Annotated in this window: 11 protein-coding genes and 1 tRNA gene; 3 read left to right on the forward strand and 9 right to left on the reverse strand. The window is 67.7% G+C overall.

All coding sequences use genetic code 11. The annotated features are described in order from the left end of the window. Positions 1-206: 206 nt before the first annotated feature. Positions 207-296, forward strand: a tRNA-Ser gene (locus IEY21_RS07405). Between the two features lie 70 nt (positions 297-366). Here IEY21_RS07405 and IEY21_RS07410 read toward each other — a convergent pair. After that, positions 367-846: a hypothetical protein gene (locus IEY21_RS07410; RefSeq protein ID WP_188902959.1), complete on the reverse strand. Its 480-nt coding sequence runs from the start codon at positions 844-846 to the stop codon at positions 367-369. A 280-nt stretch (positions 847-1,126) separates the two neighbouring features. Here IEY21_RS07410 and hflX point away from each other — a divergent pair, with 280 nt between their 5' ends. Next, positions 1,127-2,845, forward strand: coding sequence for a GTPase HflX (hflX, locus tag IEY21_RS07415; protein WP_188903120.1), 1,719 nt, complete (start codon positions 1,127-1,129; stop codon positions 2,843-2,845). Between the two features lie 94 nt (positions 2,846-2,939). Here the strand turns inward: hflX and IEY21_RS07420 are convergent, their stop codons facing one another. Then, complete coding sequence (locus IEY21_RS07420; RefSeq protein WP_188902961.1) at positions 2,940-4,067, reverse strand: PQQ-dependent sugar dehydrogenase; 1,128 nt, start codon at positions 4,065-4,067, stop codon at positions 2,940-2,942. Positions 4,068-4,210: 143 nt separating this feature from the next. On the opposite strand from IEY21_RS07420, the gene IEY21_RS07425 reads away from it, so the two are divergent. Next, positions 4,211-4,429, forward strand: a complete 219-nt coding sequence (locus IEY21_RS07425; RefSeq protein WP_188902963.1) for a hypothetical protein — start codon at positions 4,211-4,213, stop codon at positions 4,427-4,429. 64 nt (positions 4,430-4,493) lie between these two features. Here the strand turns inward: IEY21_RS07425 and IEY21_RS07430 are convergent, their stop codons facing one another. The 7 genes from IEY21_RS07430 to IEY21_RS07460 form a co-directional block, all read right to left on the reverse strand. After that, positions 4,494-5,327, reverse strand: a complete 834-nt coding sequence (locus IEY21_RS07430; RefSeq protein ID WP_188902965.1) for an alpha/beta fold hydrolase — start codon at positions 5,325-5,327, stop codon at positions 4,494-4,496. 111 nt (positions 5,328-5,438) lie between these two features. Then, entirely contained in the window at positions 5,439-6,146 is a 708-nt protein-coding gene (locus IEY21_RS07435; RefSeq protein ID WP_229752960.1) for a M48 family metallopeptidase, read from the reverse strand. Between the two features lie 108 nt (positions 6,147-6,254). After that, positions 6,255-7,127 (reverse strand): KPN_02809 family neutral zinc metallopeptidase, encoded by an 873-nt coding sequence (ypfJ, locus tag IEY21_RS07440; protein WP_188902967.1) that lies wholly within the window; start codon positions 7,125-7,127, stop codon positions 6,255-6,257. Between the two features lie 202 nt (positions 7,128-7,329). Further along, positions 7,330-8,475, reverse strand: coding sequence for an ABC transporter ATP-binding protein (locus IEY21_RS07445; protein WP_308424829.1), 1,146 nt, complete (start codon positions 8,473-8,475; stop codon positions 7,330-7,332). Between the two features lie 11 nt (positions 8,476-8,486). Next, a complete protein-coding gene (locus tag IEY21_RS07450) occupies positions 8,487-10,037 on the reverse strand; it encodes an ABC transporter permease (RefSeq protein ID WP_188902969.1) in 1,551 nt (516 codons plus the stop codon). Between the two features lie 137 nt (positions 10,038-10,174). Next, positions 10,175-10,663, reverse strand: a complete 489-nt coding sequence (locus IEY21_RS07455; protein ID WP_188902971.1) for a hypothetical protein — start codon at positions 10,661-10,663, stop codon at positions 10,175-10,177. Between the two features lie 73 nt (positions 10,664-10,736). Then, positions 10,737-11,735 carry an extracellular solute-binding protein gene (locus IEY21_RS07460; protein WP_188902972.1) on the reverse strand — a complete coding sequence of 333 codons (999 nt, stop codon included), beginning with the start codon at positions 11,733-11,735 and terminating at the stop codon, positions 10,737-10,739. Between the last annotated feature and the right edge of the window lie 41 nt (positions 11,736-11,776).

The following is an 11,776-nucleotide window of genomic DNA, read 5'->3' on the forward strand; positions in this document are numbered from 1 at the left end:
CGCAAGCAAGCCAATCTGGAGCTGCTGATCTGGCTCTTTCTCCACCGCTACAACGCGTCATTACCTTGAACCCTCTACCCGGCAGAGCGCGGAGCTGCGTAGTTTGAGGCAGGAATGAGCGCGGGCGGCAGCGCACCGCCGAGGGGGACTTCCCGCCCGGCCCGGCTCCGTGCTACACTCCCGCTTGCCCATGTTTTACCCGGCGCGGAGAGGTGCCAGAGTGGTTGAATGGGTCAGTCTCGAAAACTGAAGTACGGGCAACTGTACCGTGGGTTCGAATCCCACCCTCTTCGCCAGACGCACGCCCCCGACCCACCGTCGGGGGCTTTCGCATTCCTGCCGGCCCTGTGCCTGGCTGCCACGTGCCTAGCTGCCGCCCTGCAGGTTGCCGAGATGAAAACGCAGCGCCCCGGTGTGGTACGCCGCGTGCGTAACTCCGCCCAGGGCCAGCCGCTGGCCCTCAGGCGACAGCGGCAGATACAGCGCGTCATAGAGGCTCTGACCGGCGCGGGCCAGGGCCACCAGTTCGGCGCGCCACGCCTGCAGATGGGCCGGGTGGAAGGTCCAGACGTCGCCTCCCTGGGGCAGCAGGGCGTGGGGATCGGCGAGTTGCAGGGCCGTGAACTCCAGAGTCTCGCGGACGTGAGCGGTGTACTGCGCGGGCGTGGGACGTCCGGGCGCGACGGGCGCGGTGGCCTGGACGAAGGTCAAGGCGTGAACGGTCCGCAGCAGGCCCGCCTCGCCCTCACTGAAAAGCCCCGAGCGCAGCGGCCCGCCGCCGGGACCGTACAGCACTTCCCGCAGGGTCTCGCGCAGCAGCTCGGGCAGGGTGGCCGGATCGGTCATGCCCCAGGGTACGCCAGGCGGCGGATGCGCCCCGCCCCCCCGCTCCCCTACCCTGAACACACGATGATCCAGCCCTGAAAAAGACCGTGTTCGGTGGTCTCCTGAAGGCATTGCACACCTTTGCAAAAGCCACGCAACGTTATCCTGAGACCAATGACCGAACCCCGCCGTCCCCCGCCGCGCGAACGATGTTCGGGCCTGGCGACCCTGGATCTGTGCTGCCGGACGGTTCTCACAAGCTGCACCCCACTTCACCCCCCAGAAAAGGATGTGACTCCATATAGATAAAGTTCATGGCAATACCTCGGGCCTGCGCCCGGCACAGCTGAAATCCCTGGGCAACCTGTACCGCCGCCGTGTCGAGCCGGGCCGGGTCGGGACTCCCGAACTCGCCCGCACGCTGGCTGAACTGTCGCGTGACGTCCGCCGCGAGGTCAGCGTGCTGATCGACCGGCGTGGCCGGGTGCTGAGTGTCTCGGTTGCCGATGCCAAGGGCGCCGAACTGCCGGCCCTCCGCGCGGGCGAGAACCGGCTGGCGGGCTACCACCTGCTGCATGCCCATCCCAAGGGCGGGGCGTTGAGCAAGGGCGACCTCTCCACGCTGTTCCTGAACCGGCTGGACGCAGTAAGCGTCATCGAGGCGCGCAATGAGGGTCAGCCCGGCCCGGTCCACACCGCCCACCTGACCCCGCCCGGCACGGTCGGCGAGGAAGAGGACTGGCGCATCCTGCCTCCCGTTCCCGTGTACCAGATTGACGAATTTGACCTGGGTGCCCAGGTCGCGGCGCTGGAAGAAGAGATCGCCCGCGCCAGCCGCACCCGCGAGGCCAAGAAGGACCGCGAACGCGCCCTGCTCGTGCAGATTGACCAGGGTGAATTTGACGCTGAGGAGCGCCTGGAGGAACTGGGCGAACTCGCCCGCACCGCGGGGGCCGAGGTGGTGTACAAGGAGCTGATCTACCGCCGCAACCTCAAACCCGGCACCCTGGTGGGCGCAGGCAAGCTCGAGGAACTCACGAGCAAGGCCTACCACCTGGACGCCGACCTGCTGATCTTCGGGCAGGAACTGGGGGCGGCGCAGGCCCGCGAGATCGAGGCGGCGACCGGCCTGAAGGTCATCGACCGCACGCAGCTGATTCTGGACATCTTTGCGCTGCATGCCCAGGGCGTCGAGTCGCGGCTGCAGGTCGAGCTGGCCCAGCTGCGCTACATGAAGCCGCGGTTGCTCGGGGCAGGCGCACAGCTCTCGCGCATCGGGGGCAGCGGGGGCAGCGCGGCGGGCGGGGCCATCGGTACGCGCGGTCCCGGCGAGACCAAGCTGGAGCTGGACCGCCGGCGCATCAACGACCGCCTGAGCTTTCTGGAAAAGCAACTGGAAGGCGTCTCTCTGCGCCGCGAGGAACGCCGCAAGAGCCGGGAGCGCAACGCCGTGCCGGTGGTGTCCATCGTGGGCTACACCAACGCGGGCAAGTCCACACTGCTCAATGCCTTTACCCACGCCGCCGAGGAACCCCGGCGCGTGCTCGCCGCCAACAAGCTGTTCGCCACGCTGCGCCCTACCAGCCGTCAGGGATACCTGGAAGGAATTGGGCCGGTGGTGTTCACCGATACGGTGGGCTTTATCCGTGACCTGCCCAAGGACCTGACGCGTGCCTTCCGGGCCACCCTGGAGGAGATCGGGGACGCCGACGTGCTGCTGCACGTGGTGGACGCCGCCAGTCCCGGTGCCGACACCCGCCTGGACGCCGTGAACCGCATTCTGGAGGACCTGGGCTTTGTCGAGATGCCCACCGTGGTCGCCCTGAACAAGGCCGACGCCGCCGAGCCGGGCACGCTGGAACGCGAGACCGAGCGCACCGGGGGGGTTCCGGTCAGCGCTCTGGCCGAGCTGGGCCTGGGTGAACTGAAAGAAGCGCTGGCCGACGCCGTCAGCGCGGTGCAGCGTCAGGAACTCGCCGAGCGCGAGGAAGCGCGGGAAGTGGCCGCGCAGTACCGCTGAGCGTGGGGGACCGCTGAACGACCAGCGCTTCCCTTCCGGATCGACAGAAAGTGGCGCGGACTGAACCAGGGTCCGCGCCGCCTGCGTGGCTGGTCTACTTCCCGGCCAGCTTCAGGATGCGGCCACTGCCGTACTCGGCCACGTAGAGTTCTCCGGCCTCGTCCTCGCCGAAGGTGCTGGGATTGCTGACGCGACCCAGGGTCGTTTTTTCCCAGGTGCGGCCCTGGGCCGGCGCGGCCCACACGGTCCCGGCGGCGAAGTCGGCGAAGACGTACTGCCCCTTCAGCGCGGGAACGGCTTTGCCCCGGTAGACGTAACCGCCGGTAATGCTCTGACCCTCATTGCGGCCATATACCAGCACCGGGGCCACGAACCCCTGATTGCCACAGTTCTTTTCGTAGCACACCCGGCCCTCGCGCACGCGCCAGCCGTAGTTCTCGCCGCCCTTGCTCGTGCGCGGCTGAACATCCACCTCCTCGAAGGCGTTCTGGCCCACGTCCGCGATGACGAGGTCGCCGCTCTGGCGGTCGAAGCTGAAGCGCCACGGATTGCGCAGCCCGTAGGCCCAGATATAGGGGTTGGCTCCCGAACGGCTGATGAATGGGTTGCCAGCAGCGGGCCGGGCGGCGTCACCAGATACGTCAAAACGCAGCAGCTTGCCCAGCGGCGAGGCGAGGTTCTGCGCGTTGTTCTGGGGATCGCCGGCGCTGCCCCCGTCCCCCAGGCCCAGGTACAGAAAACCGTCGGGGCCAAAGGCCAGCTGCCCGCCGTTGTGGTTGCCATAGGGCTGCTTCGCCGTGAACAGCACCCGCGCACTGCCCGGATCGGCGCGGCTGAAATCCGGCGCGGCACTGTAGCGTGCCAGCACCGTGTTGCCGCCCTGATCGGTGTAATGCACGTATACGCGGCGGTTGCTTCGGTACGCCGGATCGAAGGCCAGGCCCAGCAGACCGCGCTCCCCACCCGCACGGGTGAGCGGTCGCAGATCGAGGAACGGGGTGTTCCGCACGCGGCTGTTCTCGATCACCTGTACCCGTCCGTCCTGCTGTGCGGCGTATAGGCGGCCCGAACCGTCTGCGGCGTGGACCAGGGAAGTGACCTGGGGTAGCCCCCCCACGAAGGGCTGGAAGGTGACTGTCGGCGCCGCCTGGGCCGTCGTGAGGCCCAGCAGGCCCGCCGTCAGGAGCCCGGCCCTCAGGACAGAACGGTTGAAGTTGGACATAGACCAGTGTGCGCTGAGCGCCGGACAGGCGACTGTGACGCATCCCGCTGAGGCGTGAAGGCCCTTTCATGCTCTTCTTGACTGCCTGCCCACCGCCAGGACTAGGCTGCGGGACACTCATCTGCAATGGAGGTACCCCACCCATGACCGGACCCTACGACCGTCCCCCCGCTCCGGCGACCGAACCGACCGATACCCCGGCCCCGATGCCCGAACGCATGCCCGGCGAGGGCGGCGCCGGCCCTATCAGCGATCCACCTGCCAACCCCGATCTGCCGGGCATGCCGGTGCCCGACCCCAGCGAGAACCCCGATACGCCGGGTCTGCCCACCCCCGGCCCCACGCCGATGCCCGCGCTGTAGAGCAGGGCCCGCAGGCAAGGAGCCCCCTCCGTACCTTGAGGGGGCTCCTTTTGCTGGACCGGCCTTACTTCTTGAGAAAGTCGAGCAGGGCCGAGTTCACCTCGTCGGGGAAGGTCCACAGGATGTTGTGCGGCCCGCCCTTGACCACGACATATTCGCTGCCCTTGATCAGGTCCGGCAGACGCGCTCCGGTGGCCTCGATGGGCAGGATGCGGTCGGCGTCTCCGTGAATCAGCAGGGTGGGCACATCGATCTTGGCCACGTCCGGGCGGAAGTCCTCCAGCCAGGTCGCCACACACGCCAGCGTGGCCGTGGCCGAGGCGCGCGCCGCCACATTCCAGCTCGCGCGGATGGCCTCTTCACTGATGCGGCTGCCGCCCAGTTCATCGGTGTTGTAGAAGTTTTTGAAAAAGTCCGTGAGGTACGCGAAGCGGTCCTTGCGGATGGCCTGCTCGATGCCCTCGAACACGCTGCGGTCCACGCCCTCGGGGTTGTCGTCGGTCTTGAGCAGGAAGGGAGGAATCGAGCCGATCAGCACGGCCTTGCTTACCCGGTCTGAGCCGTACTGCCCAAGGTACCGCGTGACCTCCCCGGTGCCCATCGAGAAACCGACCAGCACCACGTCCTGCAGGTCCAGGTGCTCGAGCAGGGCCCTAAGGTCGGCGGCAAAGGTGTCGTAGTTGTAACCGGTGGTGGGCTGGCTGGACGCCCCGAAGCCCCGGCGGTCGTAGGTAATGACCCGGTATCCGGCCTCCAGCAGGGAGATGGTCTGACGCTCCCACGAGTGGCCGTTGAGGGGATAGCCGTGGATCAGCACCACCGGCTGACCGCTGCCATGATCCTCGAAATACAGCTCGATGGGGTGGGTGTTTTCCTGGCCGACGGTGACATGGGGCATACGTGTTCCTCCTGAAGCCCCACCCTAGAAAGTCCCGGTCCGCAGCGCGTGAGGGGGGCGTTCAGGGGCCTTATGGCTTAACATCAAATGGCTTTGAGGTTCAGAGCAGCTTTAGAGCAGCTGGCCGTTTTCTTTCAGCCAGCGCCGCTGCGCCGCATGCTCAGGCATCACGCGGGCCACCAGCGCCCAGTAGCGCGGCGAGTGGTTGAGTTCCAGCAGGTGCGCGGCCTCGTGCAGCGCGACGTACCGCAGCACCTCCAGCGGTGCGCGCGACAGCCGCCAGTGAAGTCGGATGTCGCCGCGGCTGGTGCAACTGCCCCAGCGTCCGCCCGCACCGCTGACCCGCACCCGGCCCAGCCGTTCCTCTGCGCCCAGGGTCCGGGCACAGGCCGTGACCAGCGCCGTGTACGGCTCCAGACACGCCGCCCGCGTCCAGGCCTCCACCCAGCGCTCCGCGTCCTCCGGGGGGCCGGGCAGCCGCAGGTCCGGTCCCACACGCTGGGGCTGCCTGCAGGCGGGGTCCAGCCGCAGGGTCAGGCACTCGCCCATGAAGGGCAGGGCCGCGCCGTCCCCAAAGGCCCGGCCCACAACCGGCCGGGCCGCGTACTGTGCCAGGTGCCGCGCCGCCCAGGCCCGCCGCTCGCCCAGAAAGTCCTGCAACCGGGCGGCCGGTACATGAACCGGGGCGTACAGCACGACCTCGCCGGGCCGCACCTGCAGCGCCACCGTACGCCGCCGCGCGCTGCGCCGGACCTGCACCCGCACCCCGGCCACCGTCCAGTCCTCCGTTGCTCCGTCGCCCAGCATCCACAGCAGCAAAGCGCATCCGGCACGGGAACGGGGCGAGCCAGTTCACGTTCCGGGAACAGGCAGGGACGGGTGCAGGATCTTCTCCCGCACCCGTCTTCCCCAGGCCCCACAGACCGACTACAGCTGGTTGTAATCCTGGTTAAAGGTGTCGCACTTGTTGGCGTCGCCGCTTTTAAAGCCGGTCATGAACCACTGGGTGCGCTGCTCGCTGCTGCCGTGGGTAAAGGAATCCGGCACCACCCGGCCCGCCGACTGCCGCTGCAGGTTGTCGTCGCCGATGGCCTGCGCGGTGCTGATTGCCTCGCGCACATCCGCCTGGGTGATGCTCGCCTGTTCCCGCACGCGGTTGCCCCACACGCCCGCAAAGCAGTCGGCCTGCAACTCCAGCCGCACGCTGTACTGGTTGGCCTGGGCCTCGCTGCGGGCAGAGCGCTGCTGGCGCTCCACCTGATCGGCGATGCCCAGCTCGTTCTGGACGTGGTGGCCGACCTCGTGCGCAACCACGTAGGAATACGCGAAGTCGCCGCCGCCGCCCAGCTGCCGGTCCATCATGGCAAAGAAGCTGGTATCGAGGTAGACCTTGTTGTCCAGCGGGCAGTAGAACGGCCCGACCGCCGAGTTGGCGACCCCGCAGCCGCTCTGGGTGCCGCGCGTATACAGCACCAGATTGGCGGGCGTGTAGGTCCGGCCCGCCTCCTGGAAGACGTCGCTCCATACGCCATTGGCACTCTGCAAGACCTTTTTGACGAATTGATAGTTCTCGTCGGTGGCCGCACTGCCCTGAGATGAATTCTGCGTCTGGGTCTGGCTCTGGGTCTGGCCGCCGTCACCGCCCAGAATCGCACCGGGATCGATGCCGAAGAACATGGCGACCAGGGCAATGATCAGGCCGCCGATGCCGCCCACCGCGATGCCGCCGCCGGGCAGGCCGCCCGCTCCGCGTCGGTCCTCGATGCCGCCGCCGCCGCCAGGAAGATTTTTCCAGTCCATAGTGTTCGCCTCTTTTGGGTGCAGGAAGGTTGATGCAGAAAGGTGCCGTCGAGCCGGGGCAATGTCGGACCGGGGCACTGCAGCGCCCCGTGGGCCGTACCCGGATATAGAAATACAGGACACAGTGTAGGCCGCCCACCCGGAGCCGACTCTGACCGAACCTTTAGGCAGGGGCGGTGTTCGGGAGGGGCCGGCGGGACCGTCAGCGCACGGCCCGGCCCGGCCGCGCGGCCCGAATCCGGACCCGCTCGCCCTCGGCACGCAGAGGGTGGCCCGTCTCGTGCAGCAGCACCTCGTGCTGGCCCAGGGAGAGCGTGTAGGTCACCGCATGTCCCCCAAACTCCCGGGCCACGATCACGGCCTCGGCTCCGGACGGGTCATCGGTAAAGGTCAGATGCTCGGGGCGCAGGCTGATCATCTGCAGGCCGTCCGGCACGGGATTATCGCCTTCCTGCAGCGTTTCCCCGGCTCCCAGGTCTTCCAGCAGCACCGGGCCCAGCAGCGTGCGCGCCACCCCGGCCTGCACGGTGCCGGACAGCAGGTTGCTGCGGCCCAGGAAGGAGGCGACGAAAGCCGTGCGCGGCCAAGTGTAGATGTCCTGGGGCGTGCCGAGCTGCTCGATCTGCCCTGCCCGCATCAGCGCGATCCGGTCACTGAACGCCAGCGCCTCTTCCTGATCGTGGGTAACCAGAATGGCCGCCACACCGCTGCGGCGCAGGATCGTGCGCACTTCCTGGCGGGTGGCGTGGCGCAACTGGGCGTCCAGGTTGGAAAACGGCTCATCCAGCAGCAGCAGCCGGGGCCGCGGCGCCAGCGCGCGGGCCAGCGCGACGCGCTGCTGCTGTCCGCCCGAGAGCTGATGGGGCATGCGCGACTCGAACACGGTCAGGCCCACCAGCGAGAGCGTCTCACGGGCGCGGGGCAACCGCTCGGCGCGCGGCAGCCTGCGCAGCCCGAACAGCACGTTGTCCAGCACGCTCAAGTGCGGAAACAGGGCGTAGTCCTGAAACACCAGCCCCACCCCCCGGCGCTCCGGCGGCTGGAACGGGGCCGTCATGTTGCGTCCATCGATCCAGACCTCGCCGCCGTCGGGTTCCTCCAGTCCTGCAATCAGGCGAAGGGTGGTGGTCTTGCCGCAGCCCGAAGGCCCCAGCAGGGTCAACAGCTCGCCTGGCGCCACCTGCAGATTCAGGTCGTCCACCACAGAGGGCAGATCAGAACCAGAACGGTGCACGGAAAAGCGCTTGCTGAGGTGCCGCAGTTCCAGCGCAGGCGGCGCGGTGGAAGCGGCGCGGTGCGGTGCGGCATTGGGGGCAGACGGCTCGGGGGTCATCACAGTCATGGTCATGGGAACTTCCTTCATTCCCGGTCCCGCCTGAGAATCAGCAGGGTCAGGAGGCCTCCGATGGCGGCCAGGGTCAGCGCGTAGGGAGCGGCGCTGGCATACTGGGCCTCCTCGGTGTAGGACCAGACATTGCGGGCCAGGGTTTCAAAACCAATGGGCGAGAGCAGCAGGGTCAGCGGCAATTCCTTGAGCACACTCAGAAACACGAAAGCGGCGCTGACCAGCAGGCCCGGCGCCAGCAGGGGCAGCGTGACCCGGCGCAGCGCCCCGCTGCGGGTAACGCCCAGCACGCGGGCGGCCTCTTCCAGCCGGGGAGTGGCCCGCACCAGCCCGCTGCGAACCGGGCCGATGGCCTCGGCGACAAAGTGCAGGGTGTACGCGATGATCAGCAGCGGCAGGGTCTGGTACAGCGCCGGCGTGACCCGCAACACGAAGAAGATCAGGGCCAGGGCGAAGGCCAGCGGCGGCGTGGCATATCCCAGATAGGCAATGCGCTCGATCAGCCGCGGCCAGCGCCCCTGGAACCGGCTGCCAATCACGGCCAGCGGCAGGGCCAGTGCGGTCGTCGTGATGGCCGCGAGCGCCGCCGCTCCCAGCGCCGAACGCAGGGCGTCCAGCACCTCTGTCCACAGCCACGGACTGCCCTCCAGACCCAGCCAGTACAGCATGGTTCCCAGCGGCAGGACCAGCGATACGGCCGCGAGCAGGGTCACGAACACCCACGCCAGGGGACGAAGGCGACCCAGCCGGACGGTGCCGGGCCGCCTCGCTCCGCCGGGCGAGGTCCGCGAGAGAAACACGCCGCGCATGAACCGGCCCTCCAGCCACAGCACGGCTCCCGTCAGCAGCAGCAATCCCAGTGCCAGCCACGCGGAGTACACCCGGTCATAGGCCGCCGTGTACTGCTGGTAGATCGCCGCACTGAAAGTCGGGTAGCGCATCAGGCTCACCACGCTGAAATCTCCCAGCGTATGCAGGCCAATCAGCAGGCCGCCCGACAGCCACGCCGGGCGCAGGTGCGGCACGGTCACCCCCCAGAAGGTCTGCCAGCGGTTGCGCCCCAGCAGCCGGGCTGCGTCCTCCAGCGCCGGGTCCTGGGTACGCAGGGCCGCGTGCAGGTTCAGAAACAGGTACGGAAAGGTAAACAGGGTCAGGACAAGCAGCGCTCCCCAGAAGCCGCCCGGCACCGGCATCCGCCAGCCGATCAGCGTGTCCACCGCCCCGCCCGCCCCGCCCGCCGCAATCAGGGCGTAGGCCCCCACATAGCCCGGAATCGCCAGCGGCAGCACGCCCAGCAGCGTCAGCAGCCGGCGGGGGCGCAGGTCACTGCGGGCCGCCAGAAAGGCCAGCGGCAACGCCACCAACGAGGTGGTCAGCAGGACCGAGGCGCTCAGCAGCAGGGTGTTGCCCGCCAGGACCAGATTCCGGGAACGAAAGACGATTTCACGCAGTTCCCCGGCATCGGCCCCCAGTGCGCGCAGACCCAGATAAGACAGCGGCACCAGAACCCCCAGCATGGTCAGCAGGGCGGGCAGCAACAGGGAGAAGGGAAGTCTTCGGGTCATGGCAGGGAGGGATGGAGCCGGGCACCAATGCAGATCCGGGCGTCAATCATGCCACTTTATCAGACCGGAATACTCGGGTTTTCTTTGCTGCGAACTTGTCTGGATGGTGAAGGCCACGGACTCAGGGTCACGGGCCGCTACCGCACGCGGTTCCGCCAGCCCCAGAGGGACAGAACCAGCACCGTGGGCGGAGCGGTCAGAAGGACTCCGTTGCTCACCCCCTGGGCGACTCCGGTCCTGATCGAGACGTCCGCCTGCGGACCAGAGGACCACACCACCGACAGCAGCGCAGCCAGTCCCACGCCTCCCGCAATCAGCAGTGCCAGGGCAGCCAGGCCCAAACCTAGACTGACCCAGAGCGGCTCCCAAGCCGCCCAGCGCAGCCGCCGGGGCAGCGCCAGCACCCCTGCGGCCAGCACACTCCCGGCCAGGTACACCAGCCCAAAGCTGCGCTCCATCCGGTCGCCCGACAGCACAACGGCGCCCACCACCAGCAGGGTCCCAAAACCCAGCACAGCCAATCCGCGCGCCCACAGGCGCGGCAGGGCCACGCTCGGCAGCAGGACGGCGACCGCCATTGCTGCCCCGATCAGCACCCCCAGGACCTCCACGCTGCAGTGGACCACACGTGAGCCCCGTACCGGACATCAACGGTACGGGCCTCATCAAAAGAGATTGGGTGGAATCCGTCTGAGGGGGTTACAGCAGTCCAGCGTCGCGCAGCAGCTTCTGGGCCTTCTCGATGTTCTTGGGCAGGGCCGTGGGATCCAGCTTGGGGCTGCGCTTGGTGACCTCGCTGAACGGGCGCATGGTGGTGGGCTGTAGGATGTTGCCGATCACCGGGTACTCGAAGTTAACGCTCAGGAAGAAGGTCTGCGCGTCCTTGCCCACCAGGCTGCTCAGGAAGCGGGAAGCCGTGGCCGTGTTCTTGCTGCTCTTCAGAATGGCCGCGCCGGTCGCGTTGCCCAGGTTCCCGATGTCGCCGTTCTTGAAAAAGTAGGTGTCGATGGGGTAGCTCAGACGGTTCACGCGCTGGATGTAGTAGTGGTTCGTCAGGGCCACATCGATCTCGCCGGAGCGCATGGCTTCGAGCATCCCCACGTTGCTCGTCTTGTAATCCCTGGGCTGCAGCGCCTTCATGCCCTCGAGCCACTGCCGGGTGGTCGCCTCCCCGTGCTGGGCGATCATGCCCGCCAGAAAGTCCTGAAAGCTGGGGTACGCGACCGTCCAGCCGATGCGGCCCTTGAGCGCAGTCATCTTGGGCAGGTCCAGCACGCTGTCCGGAAGCTGTTCGGGCTTGATCTTGTCGGTGTTGTAGGCCAGGGTGCGGAACCGGACGGTGGTGGGCAGCCACGAGCGGTCTGCCGGCAGATAGTCGCCCGCCACGTTGCGGGTCAGCGACGTGCCCAGCTTGACGAAGCGGCCCTCGCTCGCCAGTTCGCCCAGTGCGCCCACCGAGTTGCCCCAGAACACGTCGGCGGGACTGCGGTTGCCCTCCTCACGCAGGGCGGCGACCAACTGGGCGTCGCTGCCATAGCGCACGTTGACCTTGATGCCCGTCTGCTTTTCAAACTGCTGAACCAGCGGTTCCACAAAGGTCTTGGCCCGGCCCGAATACACCGTCAGCGTTTGCCCCGACTGGCCCAGGGCCGTGCCGGTCAGAACAAGGGCGGTGGTGGCAAGAATCACGTTTCGCATGTCCTGAATCCTAAGCAAACCACTCGGATTAGTAAGGTATA

The organism is Deinococcus aerophilus, assembly GCF_014647075.1.
Taxonomy (GTDB): Bacteria; Deinococcota; Deinococci; order Deinococcales; family Deinococcaceae; genus Deinococcus; species Deinococcus aerophilus.

What these genes read in the sequence shown, in the direction of transcription:
- IEY21_RS07425 (WP_188902963.1), top strand. Translation starts at nt 4,211, where the DNA reads ATGACCGGACCCTACGACCGTCCCCCCGCTCCGGCGACCGAACCGACC.
- IEY21_RS07450 (WP_188902969.1), bottom strand. Translation starts at nt 10,037, where the DNA reads ATGACCCGAAGACTTCCCTTCTCCCTGTTGCTGCCCGCCCTGCTGACC.
- IEY21_RS07460 (WP_188902972.1), bottom strand. Translation starts at nt 11,735, where the DNA reads ATGCGAAACGTGATTCTTGCCACCACCGCCCTTGTTCTGACCGGCACG.
- IEY21_RS07430 (WP_188902965.1), bottom strand. Translation starts at nt 5,327, where the DNA reads ATGCCCCATGTCACCGTCGGCCAGGAAAACACCCACCCCATCGAGCTG.
- IEY21_RS07420 (WP_188902961.1), bottom strand. Translation starts at nt 4,067, where the DNA reads ATGTCCAACTTCAACCGTTCTGTCCTGAGGGCCGGGCTCCTGACGGCG.
- ypfJ (WP_188902967.1), bottom strand. Translation starts at nt 7,127, where the DNA reads ATGGACTGGAAAAATCTTCCTGGCGGCGGCGGCGGCATCGAGGACCGA.
- IEY21_RS07410 (WP_188902959.1), bottom strand. Translation starts at nt 846, where the DNA reads ATGACCGATCCGGCCACCCTGCCCGAGCTGCTGCGCGAGACCCTGCGG.
- IEY21_RS07445 (WP_308424829.1), bottom strand. Translation starts at nt 8,475, where the DNA reads ATGACCATGACTGTGATGACCCCCGAGCCGTCTGCCCCCAATGCCGCA.